This window comes from Peribacillus sp. NPDC006672, from assembly GCF_050274955.1.
In the GTDB taxonomy this organism is placed as follows: domain Bacteria; phylum Bacillota; class Bacilli; order Bacillales; family DSM-1321; genus Peribacillus.
The window spans coordinates 248,361-272,981 of sequence record NZ_JBNNOR010000004.1; the positions used below are offsets into that span (position 1 = coordinate 248,361).

The 24,621-nt window shown below is 40.6% G+C and carries 21 protein-coding genes and 1 pseudogene; 6 read left to right on the forward strand and 16 right to left on the reverse strand.

The genetic code is table 11. The features are described 5' to 3' along the window. Window positions 1–104 precede the first annotated feature (104 nt). Both ACQKKK_RS09075 and ACQKKK_RS09080 read left to right on the forward strand, forming a co-directional pair. A complete protein-coding gene (locus ACQKKK_RS09075) occupies window positions 105–1,196 on the forward strand; it encodes a low temperature requirement protein A (protein ID WP_427615704.1) in 1,092 nt (363 codons plus the stop codon). A gap of 126 nt (window positions 1,197–1,322) precedes the next feature. Next, window positions 1,323–1,766 (forward strand): MarR family winged helix-turn-helix transcriptional regulator, encoded by a 444-nt coding sequence (locus ACQKKK_RS09080; RefSeq protein ID WP_427615705.1) that lies wholly within the window; start codon window positions 1,323–1,325, stop codon window positions 1,764–1,766. A gap of 480 nt (window positions 1,767–2,246) precedes the next feature. Here ACQKKK_RS09080 and ACQKKK_RS09085 read toward each other — a convergent pair whose 3' ends face one another. The 3 genes from ACQKKK_RS09085 to ACQKKK_RS09095 form a co-directional block, all read right to left on the reverse strand. Beyond that, complete coding sequence (locus ACQKKK_RS09085) at window positions 2,247–2,402, reverse strand: DUF1540 domain-containing protein (protein ID WP_370016348.1); 156 nt, start codon at window positions 2,400–2,402, stop codon at window positions 2,247–2,249. A gap of 27 nt (window positions 2,403–2,429) precedes the next feature. Further along, entirely contained in the window at window positions 2,430–2,756 is a 327-nt protein-coding gene (locus ACQKKK_RS09090) for a hypothetical protein (protein WP_427615707.1), read from the reverse strand. 145 nt (window positions 2,757–2,901) lie between these two features. Next, entirely contained in the window at window positions 2,902–3,795 is an 894-nt protein-coding gene (locus tag ACQKKK_RS09095) for a LysR family transcriptional regulator (RefSeq protein WP_427615708.1), read from the reverse strand. A gap of 138 nt (window positions 3,796–3,933) precedes the next feature. Between ACQKKK_RS09095 and ACQKKK_RS09100 the strand changes: the two genes are divergently transcribed. Then, on the forward strand, window positions 3,934–4,899 hold the full coding sequence (locus tag ACQKKK_RS09100; RefSeq protein WP_427615710.1) for a DMT family transporter: 966 nt from the start codon (window positions 3,934–3,936) through the stop codon (window positions 4,897–4,899). 33 nt (window positions 4,900–4,932) lie between these two features. Next, window positions 4,933–5,076 carry a YrzO family protein gene (locus ACQKKK_RS09105; protein ID WP_427615711.1) on the forward strand — a complete coding sequence of 48 codons (144 nt, stop codon included), beginning with the start codon at window positions 4,933–4,935 and terminating at the stop codon, window positions 5,074–5,076. Between the two features lie 266 nt (window positions 5,077–5,342). Here ACQKKK_RS09105 and ACQKKK_RS09110 read toward each other — a convergent pair whose 3' ends face one another. The 4 genes from ACQKKK_RS09110 to ACQKKK_RS09125 form a co-directional block, all read right to left on the reverse strand. Next, window positions 5,343–5,975 (reverse strand): class I SAM-dependent methyltransferase, encoded by a 633-nt coding sequence (locus ACQKKK_RS09110; protein ID WP_427615713.1) that lies wholly within the window; start codon window positions 5,973–5,975, stop codon window positions 5,343–5,345. 289 nt (window positions 5,976–6,264) lie between these two features. Further along, window positions 6,265–7,170, reverse strand: a complete 906-nt coding sequence (locus ACQKKK_RS09115) for an NAD(P)/FAD-dependent oxidoreductase (RefSeq protein WP_427615715.1) — start codon at window positions 7,168–7,170, stop codon at window positions 6,265–6,267. Window positions 7,171–7,236: 66 nt separating this feature from the next. Then, window positions 7,237–7,665 carry an Rrf2 family transcriptional regulator gene (locus ACQKKK_RS09120; protein WP_260286951.1) on the reverse strand — a complete coding sequence of 143 codons (429 nt, stop codon included), beginning with the start codon at window positions 7,663–7,665 and terminating at the stop codon, window positions 7,237–7,239. A 238-nt stretch (window positions 7,666–7,903) separates the two neighbouring features. Then, the gene (locus ACQKKK_RS09125; protein ID WP_427615716.1) at window positions 7,904–9,808 is read right to left on the reverse strand and encodes an endonuclease MutS2; all 1,905 of its coding nucleotides are present in this window, start codon (window positions 9,806–9,808) and stop codon (window positions 7,904–7,906) included. Window positions 9,809–10,664: 856 nt separating this feature from the next. Between ACQKKK_RS09125 and ACQKKK_RS09130 the strand changes: the two genes are divergently transcribed. Then, a complete protein-coding gene (locus ACQKKK_RS09130) occupies window positions 10,665–11,063 on the forward strand; it encodes a hypothetical protein (protein WP_427615718.1) in 399 nt (132 codons plus the stop codon). A 328-nt stretch (window positions 11,064–11,391) separates the two neighbouring features. On the opposite strand, the pseudogene ACQKKK_RS09135 reads toward ACQKKK_RS09130, so the two are convergent. The 8 genes and pseudogenes from ACQKKK_RS09135 to ACQKKK_RS09170 form a co-directional block, all read right to left on the reverse strand. Next, window positions 11,392–11,605 (reverse strand): annotated as a pseudogene (locus ACQKKK_RS09135) (adenosine deaminase); the annotation flags it as partial. A 16-nt stretch (window positions 11,606–11,621) separates the two neighbouring features. After that, complete coding sequence (locus ACQKKK_RS09140) at window positions 11,622–12,686, reverse strand: ABC transporter ATP-binding protein (RefSeq protein ID WP_427615720.1); 1,065 nt, start codon at window positions 12,684–12,686, stop codon at window positions 11,622–11,624. 491 nt (window positions 12,687–13,177) lie between these two features. Continuing rightward, on the reverse strand, window positions 13,178–13,627 hold the full coding sequence (locus ACQKKK_RS09145; protein WP_427615722.1) for a YfmQ family protein: 450 nt from the start codon (window positions 13,625–13,627) through the stop codon (window positions 13,178–13,180). Between the two features lie 350 nt (window positions 13,628–13,977). Then, window positions 13,978–14,172, reverse strand: a complete 195-nt coding sequence (locus tag ACQKKK_RS09150; protein ID WP_061464872.1) for a hypothetical protein — start codon at window positions 14,170–14,172, stop codon at window positions 13,978–13,980. A gap of 356 nt (window positions 14,173–14,528) precedes the next feature. Then, window positions 14,529–15,959, reverse strand: coding sequence for a PLP-dependent aminotransferase family protein (locus ACQKKK_RS09155; RefSeq protein ID WP_427615723.1), 1,431 nt, complete (start codon window positions 15,957–15,959; stop codon window positions 14,529–14,531). A 246-nt stretch (window positions 15,960–16,205) separates the two neighbouring features. After that, window positions 16,206–17,777, reverse strand: a complete 1,572-nt coding sequence (locus ACQKKK_RS09160; RefSeq protein ID WP_427615724.1) for a SagB family peptide dehydrogenase — start codon at window positions 17,775–17,777, stop codon at window positions 16,206–16,208. 23 nt (window positions 17,778–17,800) lie between these two features. Beyond that, window positions 17,801–19,744, reverse strand: a complete 1,944-nt coding sequence (locus tag ACQKKK_RS09165) for a TOMM precursor leader peptide-binding protein (RefSeq protein WP_427615726.1) — start codon at window positions 19,742–19,744, stop codon at window positions 17,801–17,803. After that, window positions 19,741–21,687, reverse strand: a complete 1,947-nt coding sequence (locus ACQKKK_RS09170) for a putative thiazole-containing bacteriocin maturation protein (RefSeq protein WP_427615727.1) — start codon at window positions 21,685–21,687, stop codon at window positions 19,741–19,743. The genes ACQKKK_RS09165 and ACQKKK_RS09170 overlap by 4 nt, the downstream gene beginning before the upstream one ends. A gap of 117 nt (window positions 21,688–21,804) precedes the next feature. On the opposite strand from ACQKKK_RS09170, the gene ACQKKK_RS09175 reads away from it, so the two are divergent. Continuing rightward, a complete protein-coding gene (locus ACQKKK_RS09175; RefSeq protein ID WP_427615728.1) occupies window positions 21,805–22,149 on the forward strand; it encodes a hypothetical protein in 345 nt (114 codons plus the stop codon). A 305-nt stretch (window positions 22,150–22,454) separates the two neighbouring features. Here the strand turns inward: ACQKKK_RS09175 and ACQKKK_RS09180 are convergent, their stop codons facing one another. Continuing rightward, window positions 22,455–23,750: a uracil/xanthine transporter gene (locus ACQKKK_RS09180; RefSeq protein WP_427615729.1), complete on the reverse strand. Its 1,296-nt coding sequence runs from the start codon at window positions 23,748–23,750 to the stop codon at window positions 22,455–22,457. Window positions 23,751–24,621 lie beyond the last annotated feature (871 nt).

Here is a 24,621-nt window from a genome sequence, read left to right on the forward strand (position 1 = left end):
GCTAACATAGCTAGTAAAAGAACTTCCTTATATTGAACCCTCTTCCATTTTCTGAATATTTCCAACATACTATAAACTAAAAGGTAATTGGGAGGCGTGCAGAAATGGATGAAAAGAAAGTTACATGGTTAGAGCTCTTTTATGATTTGTTATTTGTGGCGGCCGTTGCGGGCGCAACTCATGTTTTACTGCATGTTGAAGATGGATATATCCATCCAGAGTTTTTATTAAAGTTCGTGTTGATTTTTATTCCTATCTGGTGGGCTTGGGTAGGGCAAACCATATTTATTAACCGGTTTGGAAAGGATTTATTTCATCAACGGCTATTTTTGATATTGCAAATGTTTTTTGTCCTAATTATGACATCAAGCATATCAGTTGATTTTGATCCTTATTATCTTTCTTTTTTAATTGGATATATTGGCTTAAGAGCCGTGACGGCTATCCAATATCTTGTTGTACAGCGGATAGAAGAGGGATTTCGAAAAAAAGCAGCACTCTATTTGGGAAGGTATTTTTGGATTGGAATCGTCATTTCATTATTCTCCGTCCTTTTTGATTCCTGGCTGCGATATGCTGTATTGTATTTGGGCATCCTGATCGATATCATTGTCCCGATCCTTGGAAGAAAGTGTTTAGAAAAGGTTCCTACAAATACCGGCCACTTGTTAGAGCGCTTCGGTCTATTTACCATCATTCTCTTTGGGGAAGCTCTTGTGAGCACTCTTGCGGTAATCCAACCTAAACAAGGAAATTGGGATTCGATAGCCTTTTCCATCATTTCATTTGTCCTGATAATAGCTATGTGGTGGCAATATTTCGATAACATGGAGAAGAAAGTCGACAAATCTGTACAATCTTCCGGCCAAATCATCATTTACGGTCATCTGTTTATTTTAATGTCTATAAGCATGATTGCAGCCGCGATCAGATTATTGTATTTACACGAAGTCCATTATTCATTTATCCTATATTTTGTTTTTGGTTCCGTATTGCTCTATTTCATTTCAACCACTTTTGTTTTCCACCAATATAGACATAAGCACCAGCGCTTGCAAATATATCATTTAGCGTTATTCCTAGGGATTTTAGCAGTCTTTTTTATTTTTAATTTGATTGTCCCGGCACCAAATATTGTGATAATAGGCGAATTAACACTGTTTTTTATCATTTTTGCCAAACTAACGACTACATAATAAAGGAATAAAAGAAACCAGTATCAAACGATAATACTGGTTTCTTTGTATGGAAGTTTTTCCATTTGACATCAAATTAGTTTATTCATAAACTGATTGTGACAATAAAAGAATGAGGTGACATTCATGAAAGAAAACACAACGAATCCCTCCACATCTAACAATGAGGAACGACTGGGTTTAATGTTATGGTTCAGAATAACACGAATATATAACCAAAGTATCCGGGAATCCAATCAACATTTAAAGAAATGGAATCTATCGGCAGCCCAATTCGATATCTTGGTTCAAGTGGGTTCCCATGAACGATTGTCTCAGCAAGAACTTGCAAACAAGCTCTTTGTGACGAAAGGCAATATCACTCAACTATTGAGGAAAATAGAAGAATTGGGATTGATTAAACGGGAACAGGAATGGAAAACAAAATACCTTTCATTGACTGAGGAAGGAAAAGAGGTTTTTCATGAAGTGGTTCCAAAACAAGAGCTTTTTCAGGCATCACAGTTTGCCAACTTGAGTGAGACGGAAAAACAACAGCTTTTAGATCTACTTAGTAAAGTTCAGAAATAAAAACAGATCACCTGCTTGAATGGTGATCTGTTTTTCTATCTTTGTTACTTCGGTTTTTTCATGAATAAATTTACAAGTGATGATCCTAAGGCAGCAGCTGCCGGTTATTGCAATTTCACGAGTAAAACAACTAAATTCACGAGTATATTGCTCAAACTCACGAGTAAAATGGCTAAATTCACGAGTATATTGCTCAAACTCACGAGTAAAACAGCTAAACTCACGTATATATCGCCCAAACTCTCGTGTAAAGCGCAATTTCACGAGTAAAATAGCCAAATTCACGAGTATATTGCTCAAACTCACGAATAAAACAGCTAGATTCACGAATATATCGCCCAACTCACGAGTAAACGCCTAAATTCACGAAGTCATGAAGAAAAAATAAACTGAATTTCTATAATCTTGAATGAAAATGATTTTTATTATCAATAATAAAATGGAAGAAGGTAACCAAGTTTGATGGTTACCTCCGATGATTTAAATTTCTGGATCAAATGTTTTGCAATCCGTTTCTTTGCTATTCGATGCTTGCTTCCCTTTATGACTGACAACATAAATAGCATCTGCACTGCATTTGTTTCCAGAATCCCAGTATTTACAATTATCCACTTCACATAGAACATCTTTTGCCATCGTATCACACCTCCTCATTTGCTATCATTAACAAAGTTCGGGTTCTTGATACTTTCCTTTTTCAGGTTCAGGTTCCTTGATTTTAATGCAAACGGAATTGATGGCCTTTTCGAAAGATACACGGAACCTAAGGACCCGTACAGCTTCCTTCCTGATTGTTACGATCATGCCGATTTTTCCAATAGTTCTGCTGGGATGTACCAAAGCTCCCGCCATTTTTTCAAGTCCGATATATGAATGACCAAGCCTAGGCATAACATGGTGATCGATAATACTCCGTTCAAGATGCTGAATCCTGCAAAGTACTACGTTTTTCACCATCCAGTACCCAGCTGGCGCCAATCCTCTGTGCACACATTAAACTCCTGCCAGTATTTTTGGATTGGAAAGGCGATCTTAAACAAATCCAAGAGAATCTGTTTGATATTATTCAAACCATGTTCGGGACAGGCCCAAGTTTCAGCGTTCTTCTATGTAAAGATATACGATTCATATTGGCTCAGGAATGTTTCAGGCTTGCTTTAGTCGGATTGACCGTACATTCATGATTGGCTTCGATTGTTTGTAAGAAGCTTTGCATGGAGTTTGTCATATAAGCATCTTTACGGTGAATGAAGACAGTCGAAATATTGCCGTACTCTTCTGGAATTGCATGAACATGCACATTTTCATTGGCTGCAAGGTGATTTACCGCTGATTGTGGTACGAGGGTAATGCCAAGGCCGAGTGTTACGCTGGTTAAGATGGTTTCCAATACATTGAACTCCATAATCCTTTTAGGCATCACTTCTTCCTCTTTCAACCATTGTTCTAGTTTAGATCGATATCCACACCCCTGACTGAATACTAAAATTGGTTCTGTTAAAAATTCTTCAAGGTTTAATGTTTCATTCCTTGTAACTAAAACCAGCTTTTCTGTACACACATCGTATTGCTGAATGAGTGGATGTTTAATCGGTCCTGTAACAAAAGCGCCATCTAGCCTATGTTCAATAACATCTTTAATTAAATCCTCCGTTAACCCAGCCTTTATGGATAAATCGACATTTGGATACTGTTTATGATAAGAGGCTAGAATCTTAGGAAGGCCGATGACCGTTTCAACAGTACCGATGTTCAATATCCCCGTAGGTGTTTCACTATCCAGGAATACTTGTTTGAGTTCTTCCATATCAAGCAAAATTTTGTTTACATACACGAGCATTTTTCGGGCCTCTGCGGTTAAAGACATACCACGTTTATGCCTATTGAATAAAGGCGTCCGTAACTCATGCTCTAAATGCTTAATCCTCGCCGTTACATTGGATTGGACATAATTCAGCTCAACAGCAGCCTTACTTATGCTTCCATATTTAGCGACGCACTGGAATATTTGCAAATCCCGCATTTCCATAAAAGTGACCCCCTTTTCCAAATATCATTAATAATGATGGTTATATTCACTTTAAGTCATTTTACATGATAATGACTTTATCATAAGGTGTGTATAGGAATTTAATCAATCATTATTTTTTTGAGGGGAAGCTTTAAATTGAAAAAAAATCAAGTTTTAATCGGTGCACTTTTATGTTTGACAGCCAGCATTTCTTGGGGAGCTATGTTTCCGGTTGCAGAAAGGGCACTCATGTATATAGATCCTTTTTATTTCTCTTTTCTGCGATATTTAGCAGTTAGCATAATTTTAGGGATATTGCTTTTAATTAAAGAGGGAACGAAGTCTTTTCGCTTGGAAGGGAAAGGAAAGAAATTATTGTTTTTTGGAACGATGGCGTTTACAGTATACAACTTTCTCATTTTCACAGGTCAAGACTTACTGGACCATAACGGGGTAATCGTTGCTTCCATCATGGAATCATTAATGCCTATGATTTCAATTGTGATAATGTGGGTTTTCAAAAATGTCAGACCTATGAAATATACCATCGCCAGTATGTTCCTTGCCTTAATCGGGGCCATTCTTGTGATTACCAATGGCAATTTATCATTCCTATTTTTATTGAAAGATAGCATCATTCCTATACTTTTCATTCTTATTGGGGTTATAGGATGGGTTATATATACGATGGGCGGCAACCAATTTAATGGGTGGTCAACACTCCGCTATTCGACTTTAACGTGTATTTTGGGAACAACAGTATCTGCAATCGTAACATTCCTTGCAACTTTAATGGGCCTGCCTGTCCCCACAGCAGAGGTTATTGAATCCATTTATGGCGAGATGATTTTCATGATTATTTTCCCGGGTGCCATTGCACTTTTAAGCTGGAATTTAGGTATTAAACTTTTAACGCCCATTAATGGCATTCTATTTATCAATTTAGTTCCAATAACCACGTTAGCCATTGTTTTTATCCAAGGGGGATCACTTACATCATTCGAATTACTGGGAACTTTTTTAGTGATATATGCTTTAATTCAAAACAATTATTATCAAAGAAAAAACTTGCCTTCCCATGTTGAAGAATTGAATCCAAGGAAAGAAAAAAAAATCAGTTAATTTATGGTACAAAACATCAATGGGAGGACAATAATGGATTACTTAACACTTATAATAATTTTTGGATTGGCTGTACTATGGGAATTGGCAACGATTAATAAGAATGTGAAAAAAATGAATGAGCAAAATGCAGAATTAATTAATCTATATAATGATAGAAGTAAAAGAAATCAGTAAAATGGACTTTTGGCGTTACAACGCAAAAAAGCCTGTCATTTAGATAGGCTTTTTTGTACTAACCAGAACCACGACATCGTCTATGAATCCTTTTTCTTATAAACGATTGCATGTCCACAGTTCGCCTACCTTCATTTTGTCGGCGGCAGCGAGCAAATAGAAAAGAGCATGCGTTGAAAAATGATTGATCAAACATGCCCTTTTTATGGATAATCCGTAAGCACTTCATAAGCCTTAACAATTAACAATTCACTATTTTTGATTTTTTATGATAGTTCTTTTTGACATTTTACCATTATAAATTTAAATGGAGGTTTATTTTCCATATTCTTATGCGGCTCGACAATTTCCGAAGATTCTATCAATCCATATTTTCCAAATTCTTGTTTTATCGAATCGGAATCATAAAAAAACATTTTTACCCCTTCCATTATCTCGAAATAGTCTTTATCCAGTTGTTTGCCCTTTCCAAACATTGGCGCTTCTTTTGAAATAGTAGTAAAAATCATATATCCGTTTGGCTTTAACTGCTTATAGCAATCTTTAATAAACTTATCTCTCTCACGATTATTCAATAAGTGAATAAGCGCATAACAAAATATACCATCATAACGTTTGTTATCAAAAGGCATATCGGTTACTGAACCATGAAAAATTCTAAAATTAATCCCATTTTGCCTTGCCAAATCAATCGCTGTTTTTGAAATCTCAATACCTGTTATATTTATTCCATTATCAATAAAAACCTTTGCGTTTCTGCCATATCCAATACCAGGAATCAAAATATCCTTAACTTTATTCTCAAGGAAAAAGTCCTTTGTCAAGATTGCTGAGTCTGAAGGTTCAAATCCCCACATCATTTGATTTTCTATAAAACTTGATTCCCAGAATTCTGTCATGCCTCAATCTCCTTTACAAATATTAGCTCTTTTTCTTTGGCTGTTTTCGCATACTTTGTTGCTATTCACCAAGTAATGCGGTGTGGTTGATTTCTCCTCCATCGCTCGCTTTCCGCGGGGCGGGCGGTGAGCCTCCTCAGCGTGAACGTGTGGTCTCACCTGTCCCGCTGCTCCCGCAGGAGTCTCATACTTCCGCTTTAATCAACCTTAAATAGTTTCGTTTTAAAAACAACAATCTTTACGAAAAGATCTTTTTCTTTTGAAAAATACTCTTATGCAATCAAGGATTTTATGCCTCCAAAAGAAATGCAGCTTCAACTAAATCCATGATGAGTCCAGCAGCCGCTTTATTGCCCTCCGCCGCCGCAATCACCAGCTGAGAAGGCGTGCTGAGTGATGTATCTCCGCATGCATATACTCCTTCAACCGTTGTTCGTCCAAATGAATCCACTTTAATCCCGCCGTTTGGAGTGATCTCGCAGCCGAGCTGTTCCGCAAAAGGAGCAGACTGCACCAAGTCTGTCACCACAATCCCTGCCTCCCTTTTGATTTCCTGTCCGTTTTGCAGCCGGATCGATGTCAGCTGCCCTCCTCTAGTTTCAAGACCTTCAATCTTCTCTTCCACGACAGTCACGTTCTGCCTAGCTAAGATATCCTTCTCCTCATCAAGCATCCGATAGCCATTTGTAAACACAATTACATCACCGCTCCAGTTTGACAGCAGTTTTCCCATATGAAAAGCCCGCTCATTTTCTGCAATCACCGCCAATGCTTGGTCCCGCATTTCCCAGCCGTCACAAAACGGACAGCTGAAAACACTCGTTCCGTATACATCCTTTATGCTTGGAATCTCCGGCAAAACATCCCGAAGACCTGTTGCGAGAAGCACTTTTTTCGCCATGTAATCCGTTCCGCCTTTCGTTTGAATCCGGAACACACCACTGGCTTTTTCAATAATCTCCACACGCTCCTCCTTAATGGAGACGGACGGATATTTCTGGACATCCGTTCTTGCCCGCTTCTTGAACTCTGACGGCTTCACCGCATCCTGTGTGATAAATCCGTGCGACTCCTGTGTCACCCGGTTACGGGGTTTATCCTCATCAAACAAAATTGTTTTCCGTCCAGCACGCCCCATGACCAATGCGGCATTCAGTCCTGCAGGTCCTCCGCCAATAATTACACAATCCAACATATGAAACACTCCTTCTTTATAAAATCTATTAAAGACCCTTAATATCCTTAATTTGTGTAAAAAAATTTATTTTTCTTTTTTTGTCTCATGACCATGTTTTTTTTCTATCTGCTCCGCAATGCTTTGAATCGTTCGTCCAGCCAGTTCTTTCTTCATGTTGCCTTCCGCCTCGACCATCACGCGCTCAATTAAACACTCGCTTTCTTCATGGTCAAACGCACAGTTGAACAATACCGACTGACCCTCCACCGCTTCAATAACATCCAGAAACGAAATGTCCTGCGCGCGGCGTGAAATGCTGTAGCCGCCTTTTGCCCCTGGCACTGATTCAATCAATCCAGCCTTCACAAGCTTCGTCAAAATCTTCGACAAGTACGTCGGAGACAAATCCTGCATGTACGCCAGCTGATCCACGCTTACCGCCTGACCTTTTGGTTCCATCGTTAAATGCACCATTGTATGTAGTGCATAATTGGTTGCCTTTGAATACTTCATAGATGCACCTCATAATTAAAACTATTACAGACTTTTAATATCCGTAATTGATTGTAACTCAAGCTACGAAAAACCGCAAACTTTTTTCACCTCACCTAACGATTGATCATCCTGCTAAAATCTTTTCTTCTAATATTTTGACTTGTTACAATCCACACGGGAAAGGAAGGCAAAAAAAGCATGAGCCCTGTAAATATACAGAACTCATACCCTGCCGATGTTGGTTTTTTACATCAGGTTATTCACCAAGTTTCTTCCGGATATCCGCCGCTACATTCTTTAAAGCCTTTTTTGATCCCCTTTCAATGTCACGGTTCAATTTCCTTTCTTTATAACTGACAAATAAAGAACTCAGATCATAGCCTTCCGGATATAAATCAACGGCTTTTATTTCAAGCTCGAGCCTGTTGGCATGAACCTCCTTGAAGGTATCCTCAAAAAGAACGACGACATTATTATATGAATCCTTTTTCTTATAAACGATCGCATAATCATCCAGTTCACTTACCTTCACCTTGTCGCCGACTTCAAATTCATACAATGCTTCCTTTGGAACCGGCGATACCTTCGCTTTTTTGATTTTACCTTCCTGGACACGCTCCAAGTCATAGTCTTTATTGCCGATATAAAGCTTTGCCTTTTGCAAAACCTTTTCACGGACATTCATTTTTTTCGCTATCCACAGGGCATTACTTTCCCCGGATTGACCGATTAACAGCTTATACTTTGGCTCAAGTGTTTCACTATTGAATTGCATGGCCGCATTCATGAAATCACTGTGTATTTCCGAATAGCGCTTGATTTCACCATAATGGGTCGTCGCGACGGTTATGCAGCCCCTCTGATAAAATTCCTCAAGGATGGCAATCGCTAAAGCGGCGCCTTCATTCGGTTCCGTTCCGCTCCCAATTTCATCAAATAGCAGCAATGAGTTATTGGTTAATGCCCCCATGATTTCCGAGATGTTTTTCATATGCGATGAAAACGTGCTCAGCGCATTTTCAATACTTTGATTATCGCCGATATCAACAAACACTTGATCAAAGACTGCCAGTTCCGTCCCCTCCTTTCCGGCAACATGCAGCCCTGACATGACGGCCAACGTTAGGATGCCGATTGTTTTCAGGACGACAGTCTTTCCACCGGCATTAGGGCCTGTAATGATCAAGCTGCGATAATCATTACCGATTTCAAAATCCAAAGGTACACTGTTTTGTGGCAAAAGGGGATGTTTACAGCCTTTTAACTTAATATAACCATGATCATTGATTTTCGGTTCTATCGCATCCATGCTTTTACTGAACTTGGCTTTTGCGAAGATCATGTCATATTGACTGATTAGTTCTATATTTATTTTGATTGGTTTCAGTTCCTCGTAAATCGTGCCGGATAGAGTGGCTAAAAGTTGATACACTTCCATCGATTCTTCAGCTTTTAAACTCGCTAATTCTACATTCAATTTCGTCACCGAGGCAGGTTCGATGAACACGGTAGCCCCTTTTGCAGATACTTCCACGATCGTTCCGGCCACCTGATTTTTATAGGAGGCTTTGATCGGGATGGTGTAGCGGTCATCCTTTTTACTGATGAAGAATTCCTGAATGAACTCTTTATTGGCTCCGCTCTTCAAGAACTTATTCAGACGTTCCTCTATTTTGCTTTCTGTCTGGATGATTTGGTTCCTAATCCGTTTCAGGTTCCTGCTTGCTTCGGAAACAACAGCATTTCCTTTAATGGTGAATTGGATTTCTTCTTCAATGCTCCTGAATTCAGTCATGGAGCGAGCGTAGGAATGCAGTGTTGGTGCAAAGAACTCTTTATCGGTCATGAATTTCTTGATATTCCTGCAGCCTCTTAAGAAGTCTGCTATCGCCACTAACTCTGACGGCTCCAAAATCATTCCTTTTTCCAGTTTGTCGATATGGAGGCCAATATGTGAAATGCCTTTTAAGGGAATATGACTTTCCGCATTCAGTAAGTTCCTTGCCTCCGTGGTCTCGTTCAAACGACTTTTAACGACTTTCAAAGTGCTGCTCGGCTTAAGTTGATCCAATAACGCTTTTCCCAATCCGCTTACGCAATGATTTTTTACCATTTCCTTGAGTTGGATATATTGTAATTTTTCATAAGTCATTGTATTCATCTAATGTTCCTCCTTGAATGAATGAGTGAATAAAATTCCCAAATCCAAAAAATGCCCGCAATGGTCCCCCTACCTTTACAAATGAACAAGCCATTTGAGTAGAAAGCTCCTGCGGGCATCGGCCTTATCTATAAATAAGGACCTAAAATCGTTAACAAATAAGGCAGCTCAAATTGACCTGCGTACACAAAAAAGCATGATAGGACAAATCCCACCATGCTTTTCGTCGTAACACCTACATGTTACACGATTTATGGAAAAGGAAGCAGTCTTAAGGTAGGTATTCACAATGCAGGATTGCACTGTGAAAAAAGGCATACTTAATCCACTGACCAATCAGTGATCAAATACCTTATTCAACTAAATTAGTTGATACCTACTCCCGACATAAAACACCACACCTTTTCTTAGATTGGAATTAACATACCATATAAGTAAGAAAGAGTCAATTCATTTTTTTGCCTTTCTTTTTTAAATAAAAGGGATATTTTGTATAATTAATAAATTATTCTATTCAAGAAAATTGCAGCCAAGCCCATGATTTAACGATTGCCCCTCTATTCCTAAATGCCAAAGTTTTAACTTCCTCAACGAAGCATTTCCAGGGCTGCTTCAGTAACCCCCTTTTCAATGTCATTCTTGTTTTAACAAAAACCGGAAATTACTTTTGCTTTCTAGACCGTATTTTGGGGTTATTTCCCAGACTAAAAATCGCTGAATTCGGCTCATTTTGCCCGAATTCAGCGATTGACACGAAAAACAACTTCCTTATTTTTAAAATAAACTATTATTAAAAATTCAAATTAATCCCATTTAAATACATTTAAGTTTATAATTGAGATTAGAGGTGGAAATATTGAAAAAATTAATAAGCTTATTAATCTTGGTTTTAAGTATATTTTTTATTATGATGGGTTGTTCCTCTAAAAATGCGGTATCCAGCAATATGTATTCATTTACTCTTGAGGAACAAAATCAATTAATAATTTCAGCTTATGAGTCTCTAGAAGATTCCTTACAGAACGACATAATTGATTCTAAAAAAGGAGAAATTACTGGATTTAAAAGTAGTGGTGAGTTTAAAGTTTTTACTGACAAAAATAAAAAAACAAAAGATATTAACAATATCGAAACGATATTAGTAACCTTTGCTGTAAAAAAAGACTCTAAATTAAAGCCTATTCAAGTTTATTTAAATCATAATGGAGAAGTATTAGGATTTATTACAAAGAGCAAAAAAGAATCTTCTTCTTGAAGATCTTTTTTTGCTATTTAAAAAGTGCTTTAAAAAATGATCCTGCAAAAACCGCCACTGGCTCAAACAACACCCTGCAACCACTATGAATCACCATATTAGGATTTGGAATGATTCTATCTCCCTCCATCAAATCAACATTTCCCAGCACCCAAAATGGAATTTCAGAACTGTAAGAATAGGGGATTAGGTGTATAGGTGCATGCATAAATGGCTTTTTCAGGAGTCATCCCCATTTGAATGGCTTTCTTTAAAAGGACATTCAGATGTCCTCTGTTTTGGAAAGAGTCGGTCATGACATCATCGGTGACAAAGCAGAAATACCAAGTGTCACCATCGTACTTTCAATATGGAGATGGATATCGATCAGACCTGGAACCATATACTTCCCCGGCCCATCGACGATTCTATCCGGCTCGAAGGCATCCAATTCCCGTTCTCCGATATAATAGAACCTTCCATTCTTGATGGCAGCATTTAATAAATCTTTTAAAATAGCTGTTAAACACGTTGATATCTCTTACAAGCATATCCATTCGCATAACTTCCCCTCCTAAGCTAGTCAACAAGCACCATCTGGTTTTTTGGAATTTCAAGGATGATTTCCTGACCCGTCCGATAGGATTCCGCCATTTCCTTGTTCACAGTGAAATCCCCTATTGGAGTTTCAACGACATATTGATAGCTCTTTCCCAGATAGGTACTCACCTTGACTCTGCCAGATAAACTATTTTCCAGAACCGCTCCAGCGTTATCTTTTTCCCTGATTAACAGATTGTCGGGCCTGATAGCACCTATTTTTCCAGTTGAATTGGTCATCTGTGCATCCTTGTGCAGGACAAATGAGTAGCCAGACTTGTTCAGTTCAATTGTACCTTCATGATCCGTCCGCTTATCGAAGTCAATGAAGTTCTTAAAGCCGATGAAGTCTGCGACAAATTTGGTTTCAGGATATTTGTAAATGGTCGCAGGATCACTATGCTGCTCGATGATCCCTTTATTCATGATCGCTACCTGGTCGGATATCGAAAAGCATTCTTCCTGGTCATGGGAAACATATACCGTTGTAATCCCCAGCTCTTGTTGGATACGGCGAATCTCGACTTTCATATTCACCCTTAAGTTCGCATCAAGATTACTCAATGGCTCGTCAAATAATAGGATGTCCGGTTCAATCACCAGCGCCCTGGCAATCGCAACCCGTTGCTTTTGGCCTCCTGAAAGCTCTTTGGGGTATCTCTTTTCAAATCCTTTTAAATTGACAATTTCGAGTACATTCATTACTTTCTTTTCGATTTCACTTTTAGAATTCTTTCTCAGCCGTAGACCGAATGCAATATTATCGAATATCGACAAATGCGGAAATAATGCATAGTTTTGGAACACAAAGCCAAAATTCCGCTTGTTGACGGGCACTTTCGTATAGTCCTTTTCCTTGAATAAAAACTTCCCTTCGTTCGCTTTTAAAAGCCCGGCAATTATACGCAGGGTCGTCGTTTTCCCACAGCCGCTCGGTCCAAGAAGGGATACCAGTTTCCCTTTTTCAATCTCAAGGTTGAAATCCTCTAATATATTCTGTTTGTTATAAGCTACAGATATATCTTGTAAAGTGAATAAAGCCATCCATCATTACCTCCTTTATCGTTTTGTGAAATAAGGCAAGCCCATGAGGCGTTCTGGTAGCGCTGAGGTAAGTACGTTTCCGATTCAGATGCTGACACTGCTTCGATCCTCCAAGGCTCTCAGCAGCTTCTTCAATGAAAAAGTCAAAATTTGATCCGCTTGAAAAATCACACGGATGATGAACGGCAGAATGATAATAGTATGTCCTACAAACAGAGCTCATAAATCCGTTTTTACCGATTATCACCATCAGCTGAATGAGCGAACCACAGGGCTAGTGGAGAAATCGTCATCAAATGCATGATGGCTTTTTTTCATTGTTTCAATTTTGAAATATAATAAGCTGTTGAAAATCCTAATTTGATTTTTTTGATGAACGTTTTAGATCAAATGAATACTTTGCCATAAAAAAACTGCACTCCAATTGTTAGATCGTGTCTAACAATTGGGGTGCAGTTCATTTTTAGAAACAGTCTTTTTTTATGTTCCTTTTAAACTATATCCCTTATTACTGGCATAGAACGTTCTTGGAGGCTCTCGGAAAGAAGACTATACGCAACTACTTTATTCTTGTACTGTTTGACTACATCTATATGGTCGTTGTAAATGTACACAAATAACCTAACATCCTTTTTGCCTCTTTTAGTATCAATGACTAATGGAGTCCCACTGTTCTCTGGCTTCAAAAACAAATGCTCGTTCCCTGGGAATATATGATTTTTTTTCAAAAATATCGCTTTGTTGAAATAATTAATAACTTGAATTTTGTCTTCACCTTCCAAGCGTTTTCCGTCAATGGTTATGTTGGCATTCGCGTCACTAAGTTCTGAATGAAGTTTAAATTTACTGATAATCCAATTCACTGTATCGGTTGGAAGACAGGTAACTAATAGTTTTACCAAGCCTAAGAGAATTGTCAAAATCAAAACAGGCAATGTCATATTTCATCATCTCCGCTACGTTATTAAATGAAACGGTCAGTTTTTCTTTGAAGTGACCGTTTCATTTTTTGTACTTGAAGGAACACAAAGCATAATCAGACTCTATTAATATATTTTATTGTTTTAATTTATCCATAAATGTCAAAAGCCTCATTTGATTGTTCACTCAGCTTACAAAGGTGATTTTTTTCAGGTATCTTTCAGATTCTTTTCGTTCACATTTTCGCCAAATATGTGAACAAATTCACAAATAGAGATATGTCTTGTAAATCACTCGTAACAAAACATGACCTTTATACAATTAAGCCTCTATTTCTATACATTTTTATAATAATCATTCACGTGGTATCTTAAGCTAATTTTATTACGAAGTAGATGATGCCTACAGTTAATACTAGGGCAAGACCAATATAAATATAACTAAGGTTCAACAAATTCCCTCTCGTTGCTGCAGAATAATCACTATCACTCTTCCCCGTTAATGAAAGGGTACCAACCAGAGCAACTAAACTAATGGCTACCACTAATATTACACTTATCGTCATGATTCAACGCCTCCCAATATTATTATCCATTTCCTTGAACCATTTCAAATTATTCCGATTTTTATCGTATATCGTAGTATAACTACATAAAAAATCGTTCTTAATTTGCAGATTAAAATTAAATGGTCAGGTAGATCGCTCTTCGTGTTTACTGAGTAAATATATTAGAAAAAGCCTTCTTCTCTATAATAAAAGAACAACCAATTTTAGGACCATCCAATCAAGTGAAATTTCCACCATCCACTTGTTGAATTCTTTCGATAATATATAAAGAAAAGTGCAGTGTCCTAACTTGCAGACAAAAAAAAAGAATCATGACTTTGTCATGATTCATTCAAGAGTAATTGAGCACACAGCTATAAACTCCTTACAGCATCTGCAAATCTTTTGATTCCTTCGTGGATAGACTCCTCGTTTTCTCTCGCAAAGGTAAAGCGAATATATTCCTTGTTTGTTCCCAATGTTGACCCGGGAACGTAAATGACTCCTCTTTTGATAGACTCCTCTAGTAATTGTATTTCGTTTAATCGTACTTTCAACTTACACCACAAATGAATACCACCATTTGGCGAGTAATACTCAACTTTGTTATTTAGAAATTGTTGAAGACTTGATACCATTGCATCCCTTCTTTTTTCTAGCTGCCCTCTTAAGTAGGTAATATGAGTAGGGAAATGCTCTGATTCAAGAAAATCGTTTGCTATCCATTGAGTGAATGAGCCATGACCGAAGTCAACCTGTTGCTTAGCATCAGACAGTCGCTCTATAACTAGTTTCGGTCCTATTATCCAGCCAATTCTTAAGCCAGAAGCAACAATTTTTGATAAAGAGCTTATATATAAAACATTTCCGTTGTTGTCCATCGATTTAAGAGTAGAGATTTTTTCACCAGAAAAAGAAGTTAAACTATAAGGATCGTCTTCTACAACCGGTATTCCATATTCGGATGAAAGTTCTAGAATCCTTTTACGACGGTTGATATGAAGTACAGTTCCTGTTGGGTTTTGAAAAACAGGGTTCAAAAATATCATCCTGATTCGATGTTTTTTATGTAGTGCCAGTAAATCCTCTGGGTTGATGCCATCCTTATCAACTGGTAAAAGAAAAGTTCTTAGTCCTGCGGATTGAAAAATGGGAAGGTTGTAACTGTAGGATGGATCTTCCAATGCAACGGCATCGCCTGGCTTCAACAAGCATTGGACAACGAGGTGTATGGCTTGTTGTGCACCAGAGGTAATTAGTATGGAAGATGGATGAGTATCAATTTTTCTATACTGTTTAACATGATTAGTAATTGTGTCCCTTAGAACTGCATTGCCCTGGGGGTGATCATAACCTAAACTACCAATAAAGGACCTATTCGAAATGATTTCACGTAAGGATTGGACCGGAAATAAGTCTTCTGATACCTCCCCACTAGCTAAGTTTATAAGATTATTCCCTTCCGTTTCTTTCCGTATTCTTTGGGTTACCGGCAAATTAGGTAAAAATGAACCAGCTTCGATATATCTATTCCAACTAGGCATACGTTTTCTGTTGATTCCCCATATATCCTTGCTGATCATCGTTCCGCTTCCTTTTTTTCGTTCAATTAACCCATTTGCTTCCAATTCATCATAAGCTGCTACAACTGTACTTCTGTTAACCCCCAGTTCATGTGCCAAGAAGCGCTCAGAAGGTAACGGCTTATCTAGTAAAAATGTTCCATCAGCAATACCACTCTCAATATAACCAGCTATTTGTTTATATAAAGGCTCCTTGGATTTTCTATCCGTTTTCCATTCCATAAGCTACATCCTTTAAATTGGTTTTGTTAAAAGCGTTTCAAATTATTAGCTTTATTATTTACTTATTCATTCCCTTATATGGTAAAACCTTTAATATCAGTATAATCCTCGGCCGGGATTATTGCACTCTTAGGATGGAAGCTGTACCATTTTTCAAGTTCCAGGTTTTTTATTAATATTCGTTTTTCCTCATTAATAGAAACGGCCTCCATTCTTTAAAAGGAATGAAGGCCATAGTTACATTTTTTAACTATGCAAACTTCCCTTCAGCCAGGGACGATTCCGATAATGGCCGATCGGGATTTGGATCAGGCTCGTTTTTCCTTGAGGACCACCACTGATCTTGTATAGTTCATCACTCATTTTTACATTAAAACCGAGCAGCGGGTGCCCGTTCATTCCAAGGGCTGACGACGCTATTAGTAATCTCTGGACGAGCATCCCCGCCTCCATGTGCTGGATGCGATATCCTCTATATCCAAGTTGCGTTTTTGAATGATCCTGATCGCCAACTACATGTATGCAAATTGGCACTTGCTGAAAATTCATGGTATCCAAGGACATTCCGTACTGCAATCGGAGCCGATGATCTCCTGGTTGTATCTGTCGTAATGAATGTGTCGTGCTGTCATAATGGTAAGCACCATCTTGAATGTCTTCCACATTATACAAACAAGCGTATAGGGAAACGCGATGTTCGTTATTCTCATTTGTTCCATCCAAATCATTTCGATAAGAGAACGAAGCGCTTGCCTCCTGCAGGAGTGCCGCCAGTTGCAGTTGACTGACTTTCCCTAGAACGAAGTCCATTTCAGGGGAAAATCGATTTCGGCAAACTGATGCTAAATCATAGGACAACCGCTTTACGATTGGAAGTGCTATCACTTTTCCTTCGCATTCCGCCCCATCCTTTGGATTGATTTGCTGGAATGATTGGGTGGACTCGATCATGGATGCTTCATTCAGTTTAGTTAACATCGGAAATTCTCTGATCCTCTGCGACCGAACATAGTGTTCAGGCTGAATGCCCGTCAACTCCCTGCATAATTCTGTAGAAGTGACAGGTCCGTTACTATTCCTTTTATCAGCACACCAAAATTTGGTGTCTGCCGATAAGGGGATCACCGCATATGTGCTTTCCTCCTCATCCGAAAGCCCAAGAAGGTGATTGATGGCCCGATCAAGGAATTGGAAGCACACTCCAGTTGCGATTCCAAACCGTTTCGCCACTTCGAGCAACTGTCCAATGAGAACGCCCGCATCAAGCCCTTGCAGACGGTATGAAAAATTATTATATTTGTAGAAGTTTTTCCAAAACATAGTCGATACAAAAACCGTTCCAAAACTTGCAGACATATCAAAGGTTTCACCAAGAGCCTTAGTTAAATATGAATCAAAATTCCCTTCCCGCAACAATACCAACCGGTGGTGTGCCACATCATAATGGTATATGCCAGCAGGCAATTCATCCATCTTCAAGTACACGTACAATTCACTTGGATACAAAGCTCCCCCTGATGGAGGAAAACGCCGGAATGACTGCATGAGGTCCTCAGACCCTAAGGAACTCAGTGACTGACTGACTTGAGTCAGGCCATATGCATACCAGAGAAAATGACCGATTCCTTTGGGGTCCTGCTTGGATGGCCCGTTGCACCCCTCAAGCGTTAGCGGCACCTCCAGCGATAGTGGAAAAACAGGCAAGTCACGATAAAGCTTATACTTTAGCGGTGCATCATCCCAATCCACTTCCCAATCCGGCGGACTTGCCTTTTCGATATCAAAATGCAAATTGTACAGAAACGCTTCTAGACTCATCCTTCTACCTCCTAAGTCACCGCTTATGGAAAAGGATGCGGATGCGGATTGAGCTGTTCGAATTCAAGCGGCCGGTCAGCATATCCAAGTTCCATCGGAACCCTCAGTATTCTTTCAATTCCTGTTATCCGTGTAAGATGATGCCCAAATGTCATCGGCAGCATCCCCGGGATCAGCACTTTCACACAATGTAATCCATTCCGTTCAATTTCCGGTGTCGTCTGATCCACCACGATCACCTCTAGTTTCAATCGCCGAAACTCCTGAAGAATGTCCTGCAGATCATCGGTCAAGTCCGCATGCTTTGGCATTTGCTTGAATTCTTCATCAAACGTCCGCATTGGACGGTCACCATCCAACAGAAACTGCAGTCGCTCTTCCGCTTGCGGCAAACCGTACAGCATGCCATGATCCTCCATTTGCCGTACCAGTGAGGAATCATATAGCATTTTCTCAAACTCCTCCTGGTTCTCTTCCAATTTATCATCAAGGGTCAGCATCATGCCTGCTAACTCGAAGACCGCGCTTTTTACCGCCCGGACCGGGTCCAGATGAGCCCCTGCCGCACATATGATATTCAATCCTTTTCGTTTCCTATTTTTTGCCAATGCCCATATGCTTGGTATACCGTGTTCCATGGTCGAATTAAACAAGTGGATATCATATCCACCTGCCGCCCTTGCCCTCTCAAGCATCAATTCCAGTTCTTTGTCATTTGCAGAATAAGGGTCAAGACGTGTGAGAGGCAACTGCGCATACCAGGTCAGCAAAAACGAATCACGTTCCACCACTTCCATAATGCCGTAGAAAATGGCCTCCTCCAAACTTCCCCCTAAAGCACAGCCATTGGAAGTTTCATAAACAAATCCATCTCCGCAGCCCAAACTGTAATAAGAAAGCAATTCCGGAACCAAGATCGGCCGCTCTTGCAAAAATGAATGGCCCCATACCCAACGAATCGAGCGGTCAGGATCAAACGGTTGAAACGGGAAATCCCGCTGTGCATAATGTTCCTTCGAGTGTACTCCTATCTTGATGGGATCGAGCGCATGCTCTTTCAAGTTGTTATAGCTGTCATGCATGACTGTCCGTTTGCCACGGGGCTCCAATCCGCAGTATCTTTCCAAGCCCTCCAATATGGCAGTCATCTCACTGACGGCGTATGAGAGAGTCCGGCCTGCCGCCCCCTCATCTCCTATGAACAAAGGCAAATTAACACTTACATCGGCAAAAGGCGGCACAAGGTCAATCATTTTATTATTCAAGAATCCTATGCGGTGGTCCAAGTAATCCTTGGCCAGAACTTCATTCAGATCTTCCGTTGAACGGGTTCGGTAACTGTCGGGACTTACTTTCGGACTTGGCTGTAACGTAATCCTCGCACGATCCTCCGAGTCATCAGGTAATTGGCTGCAAACCATACACAATGGATCAGGTAAAAACGAGTGCCACGAACCATTCAGGGTTTTCATGTTGATTATTGAGACACGTCCTTCCGAACGGGCGTGCTCTCCTTTCATCACCTTCTTTACCTCTGCCCCAATCAGGTGTGCCATCTGCAAAAGGCCTGTGCGGGATGCAGCCGCATCACGCTGTATCCCTCCATTCTCTAGCAGTTGCTTGCGGATTCCCCACATTTCATTACGATCACGCCCAGCTATGAGATGCCTTTGGTCTGCACACTGTGAGCATCCCGGAATACCCGGGCGTACCAGCGGACCTACCACTCCCTCTCCAAATGATACGAAACCCCGCAGCCATGGAATGCCCGCTGCCCTTATCACCTCTTCCGCCATTTGATGGACAGCGGGATTCCAAGCATCTTGCAGCACAAGGACTATGGCCGTCGTTTTCGGTATTCCTAATTCGAAATCGGTTTGGCGATTGACTTGATATTGGCCGGACAGGTCCCCATGAACATGGTCGGCCAACACTCCTTCCCCGACAACCAATACGTCAGTTCTCACCCTGATTCCTCCTCTCGCAAAAACACCCCAAACACACCTGCCAGTTCTTCCTTCAAGAAAGGTTCCTGTTCTAATTCGAAAACGAAGATTCGCTTCTTATTCTTCTTCAAGACTTGAAGGGCGGACTTTAATATCTCGGAATTCCCCGTTACCTCGCACGAAGGAATCACAAGATTCAAGGGTATTTCTTCCTTAAGAACAGGCGTTGCCACTAAATCTGGAGCTGTGAGGCAAACGGTCTGATTTTGGACTTTCATAACTGCCTTTTGCAACGCGTTCCGTATTGCGATCGTTACATTCAAACCGACAGCGCCGGACCAGCCGTCGCTCGTTCCTGCCCAAACTACAGGGAAACCGGACACATCCTCACCCAACGCGATGATTGGATCTCCTTGCAGCCGGGTCAATGCTTGTAAATAATACCGGCAGCGTTCATCATCCACCTCTGCCAACTGCACTGCCACAAGATTCTCCTCGTTGAACTCCTTATTTCCAAGCTCTGCATCCAAACTGCTTTGCAACCCGCGGCAGACACATTCAGCAAATGTTTCCCCTGCTCCGACACCGATGGATTCCTTTATTTCCGCTGCTCCTTTAAGCGGAGATAGAGTCGATACGAGCTGGCTGAGTGTTCGGGATACATATGCTTCAACCCCCGCTAGGCCGGTTTCCCTCCTCGCTTCCTCATGCGTCAGATCTGAACGGATAATATCAGGCAGAAGTTCGGCCGGACCGGACGACAACGGATCAACAACCTGAACGCGGCATTGAGCCAAGGGCAGCTGTTTTAAATCTCCCTCCTCCCAACTATGAAAGATTCCGGATTCCGCCGATGTCAACCGGCTGAAATGCATAAACACTTTTCCAGGCTCACCCCTGCCCGATTTCTGTTCGAGCCGCTGATCAAAATCTTCAATCCATTTAGCGGCCCCTTTTCCCATCACCACCGGATGTGGAATGAATGGATGCCATTTTCCCTCCAACGTTTCCATATCCAACAGATAGAATTGATTGGCTTGTTCTGCTGTAGTAACACCTGTAGCCTCTTTAAACCACTCGAACACCATTATATTGGCTAACATCGCTCCGGCTGTGGAGGAAAAAGAAGAAGACGCCTGATTCTTTTCCAGCACAGTTTGATGTAAACGATGCCACGCTGACTCCCAACACCCCTTGGAATCAGGATGGACAAGCGGACCAGCCAGGCCTACTTGATTGATGACCAATGCAGGGAACAGAACCTTTTTCCCTTGCCTGCAAACTGAATGAAGTTCTCTTAATTCCCCTATATCACCCTCCTGTGACACATATAATATCGAGTCAAAAGGCCGGGTGATCTCCTGCCATTCATTCCCCGCTCTCTTCTCCAGCACGACCTCCTCTATGGCCGCCTCTTCGTCCCTTTTACGCGCATGTTCAACGATTTCCTTCAATCTTCGTCTATTGGTCGGTACCGTGTCCGTAATGAGGATATGGAATGTGGGCAATCCGGATTCGACCAGCGAGGACACCAATGAAAGGAACAATGGGCCAGATCCTATAGCCAACGCCTTTCCCTCTCGATAAGTTTGAAAACGGTAAGCCCCGGAATCGCCGCAACTGTCCAGGAACTCGATTTGGGAAGCATATCTATCAAGAACCTGATCACTTAAATGATGAGGAATATCCTGACTCACATCCCGAGCAAACCCATTCGTGTATAAAACCTTGGCAATTTCCATCACACGATTCCGATATGGGTCAGGCAATCCATTCGTTAATTCACTTAATGTATGATGCCCATTGAACATCGGTAATAGCTTTTCAACCCACTGAACAATTGAACTGCCCTCCATACGGAACGAACTTATGTTGTTCCTGAAATATACACCTCTGTTTGGTCCAGGGAGAAAAAACGTGTCCCTTTTCACTTTCAGACGCATAGATGGGGTCATATTTTCCATTCCGGTCCTCCTAACCCGAAGCTTTTCTGGGTTCTCCTTCAGCACTTCACTTTTATCCTATGTATGACAATTTGTCTCTTATGTCTAATACCTCAAAGAACAGTCCCTGCAGCATCAATGCAGGGACATCTCCTTCTCTTTAGAAAACCTGAACTCTTAACGGCAACGACCGCAGCGACCGCAACCACCGCAACGACCACAACCTCCACAACGACCGAACCCACAGCCCCCAATAAAGCAACCAAGGCAACCAAAACAACCAAAACCGAAACCAATGAGTCGGGAATCGTCAGCAGAATACCCTGGCTGGAACTGGCTTTGATCCCAATGAATTGGCTGGCTTACCTGAAAATCGTCTACATTCAACATTTGAAGTTGATTTTGAAACTCATACATTTATATAACCTCCGTATATTCATTGAGGGAATACTTATTACAGAAAAGGAAATAGGATCAAGATAATTTGGGAACCCATACCACATTAAGTACTCCCTTCAACAAAATATGTAAGGGGAGTGGGTATTGCCACTGAAGAAAAAGCCTATTTTCACCAAATACCGGTTCACGACAAATACCTGATTACCATTAAAAGACAAATAAAAAAACAGAAAACCAGAAGGTTACATTCTTCCGGCTTTCATGCACACCTCTTAAATTAAGATTCTTAAAAGTCACTCGGCATTTTCCTTTTCCTTATTTCAATGGAGGATCATTTATGTATAGCCATATCGATCGGTCGTCACGATATGCTTAAATGGAAAGTCACCTTAATTCTGCAGTTGTTCATAGCGCTTCCAGTTTACTGATTTTTCCAGAACTATAGATATCAATACACCCATTATGAGCCCATTAGTCAAAAAGGGCTGTAAAAGCGTCGGAACGCTCGAAAATGCATTAGGCAAGATATTCATCAAACTCACACCGACCAATACTGGTACGGCAAGCCTGAATATCGTGTCTGAAGTAAAATGCTGGCCCTTAACGCTGTTGAAAGCCGTGCCAAACAGTTGAAGGTAAGCGACGAACAATACAGCATTCCCGACTGTTATGGGCATGGTGGCCAGGAAAGAGATAAAAGGAGGAATGAGTCCAATTATGGTCAACAGCATGCCTCCAAATAAGAACGGCCTCCGCTCATAGATTTGAGTACTTTGCAAAAATCCAATGGATGAAGTAAAAGGTGTATATGGAACAAGGCCAAACACCGGAGCGAAAATGGTAAAACCGCCAGTCATGAATAAAGAATTTCGATACTGCTTGTGGTCAGCTTCATCCCCCATTAGCTCGGATGCGGCTTGAATGGAAGCAAACGTATTACACAAATTCAGTAATCCTGCAAAAAAAGAAATCGCTATTATCCCGAATTCAAGGTTTGGAACACCTAATGGGAACAGTGAAAAAGAGGCACTTGTTGACCCTACACCAGTACCAGCATTTGGGAATATCAACGAATAAAAAATCCAACCCACGATAATTCCTATCAAAATAGAGAAATTGCTAATATTTCTGGATCCTTTTAACTTTAAAATACTTACTAAAAGGACAATCCCCAATGACAGGAAACTGACCGGGATGTTAATTTCCCCATCCTCCGTGATCCCCAGCATCCCCTTAAAAAAGACAAAAATGAGCTGGAACGTCAGAAGGAATAAGTAAACGGTCATGACCATAGGAGTGAAAATCTTCTGGACATAAGAAATCAGGTTGAAGGCAGAAATAATGAGGGTCACGACACCAGCTGCAATGAGGCCAGTCGCTATTCCCCCTCCTATTTCAGCATAACCGAGCCCTATGGATGGTGCAGATAACCCTAAATTCAACATCACTCCCCACAGTAGTCCGGAGTGCCCTTCCATAATTGGATACTTATGTCCCTTCCACCCCTGAATCACGCAAGCGATCCCAGTGAAAATGAGCGAGCTTCTCATGGTCATTTCCGTAACATTTGGAGGAAGATCAAAAGCTGCGCCAATCGATATTGGCACTACTACCGTATTGGCAAAAATAAAAAACAACCATTGAAAAGAAGAAAATAGAGTCACAGAAGATCTCCAACTTTTCATAGATTCCATCTCCTTTGAACATGATACTTTTTAAAGATCATGGTAAATACATGGTTCCATTGCCTTTCCCTTGAACAAAGGCGAAAGGACAACACCCATGTTAATGACTGCCGTCCATCATGCCGGAATAAAGGTGCAGATCCCACGCAAAGTAACAGAGCTACCATTAATATAACAAACGCTGCAGATCCCTGCTAATTTGTTGGCTGGACTCGATTACCAGGCAAATGGAAAAAGCGGAAGCCAACCCCTTTGTATAAGGAGCATTGTTAACCAGTCCTTTTTTGAATCGAATTAATTACATTTAAAGTATATAGGGCAAAAACGATAATGACATGGGAGGGAAGTCCTTAAAAGATGATAGCAAAAAAATTACTTCCTCAGCAAATAACACCAGTAAGTAAAAGTATACGGGAGCGGACACGGCTGACAGCCTGTTTTTACTAGCCTTTCAAAACCCAAAGAAAAAGGAAATCCGGTTTCGCGTCAAGTCCACCGTAAACAAGATTTCCATTGACCATGACTGCAGCGCGCGTGGATCTCCTGGCAACTGCCTCGGCAGCTTGATGCATCCACAAATACCATATTTTCATTATGGAATAAATGTATAGGATTATATGGATTATTTTGAAATGTTTTCATCATCATTTGATATTCAGAAGTGACCTCTGCGTGTATTTGGCTCGGCAGGTCTTGAGAGGAGTCCATATCACAACAAATAAAAAAAGCTTAATCTTTATAGATCAAGACAGTTTGTAGAAAAAAGAGGTTTTATCTATACTTCAAAGCAAAGTTAATTGAACGGAAGGTGCGAGACTCCTGCGGGAAAAGCGCGTCCAAGGGAGACCCCTCGGCGCAAGAGCGCCGAGGG